At 43.0% G+C, this 603-nt stretch carries 2 tRNA genes; both read right to left on the bottom strand.

Annotated elements, in window-relative coordinates:
* Window positions 1-440: 440 nt before the first annotated feature.
* Window positions 441-514, bottom strand: a tRNA-Arg gene (locus REB14_RS24175).
* A gap of 13 nt (window positions 515-527) precedes the next feature.
* Window positions 528-602, bottom strand: a tRNA-Pro gene (locus REB14_RS24170).
* Window position 603 lies beyond the last annotated feature (1 nt).

Below are 603 nucleotides of genomic sequence, written 5' to 3'. Positions count from 1 at the left end.
CAAAAACAAAAAAGACTCACTGTTTTCCAGTAAGTCTTTAAGTGGGCGCGAAAGGATTCGAACCTTTATCGTCCCGATTGAAATCGGGATGGCCTATCCAATTTGATTAATCATTGGTTGTTTGAAGGTAAATAAAAACAAAAAAGACTCACTGTTTTCCAGTAAGTCTTTAAGTGAGCGCGAAAGGATTCGAACCTTTGACCGTCCCGATTGAAATCGGGATGGTCTATCCAATTTGATTAATCATTGGTTGTTTGGGGGTAAATAAAAAACAAAAAAGACTCACTGTTTCCAGTAAGTCTTTAAGTGAGCGCGAAAGGATTCGAACCTTTGACCGTCCCGATTGAAATCGGGATGGTCTATCCAATTTGATTAATCATTGGTTGTTTGGGGGTAAATAAAAAACAAAAAAGACTCACTGTTTCCAGTAAGTCTTTAAGTGAGCGCGAAAGGATTCGAACCTTTGACCGTCTGCTTAGAAGGCAGATGCTCTATCCAGCTGAGCTACGCACCCTAAATTTTATAAGTCGGGGCGGCAGGATTCGAACCTGCGACCTCCTGGTCCCAAACCAGGCGCGATGACCGGACTACGCTACGCCCCGA

Source organism: Chryseobacterium metallicongregator, assembly GCF_031324065.1.
In the GTDB taxonomy this organism is placed as follows: Bacteria; Bacteroidota; Bacteroidia; order Flavobacteriales; family Weeksellaceae; genus Chryseobacterium; species Chryseobacterium metallicongregator.
This window is presented reverse-complemented; position numbering and strand designations above follow the sequence as displayed.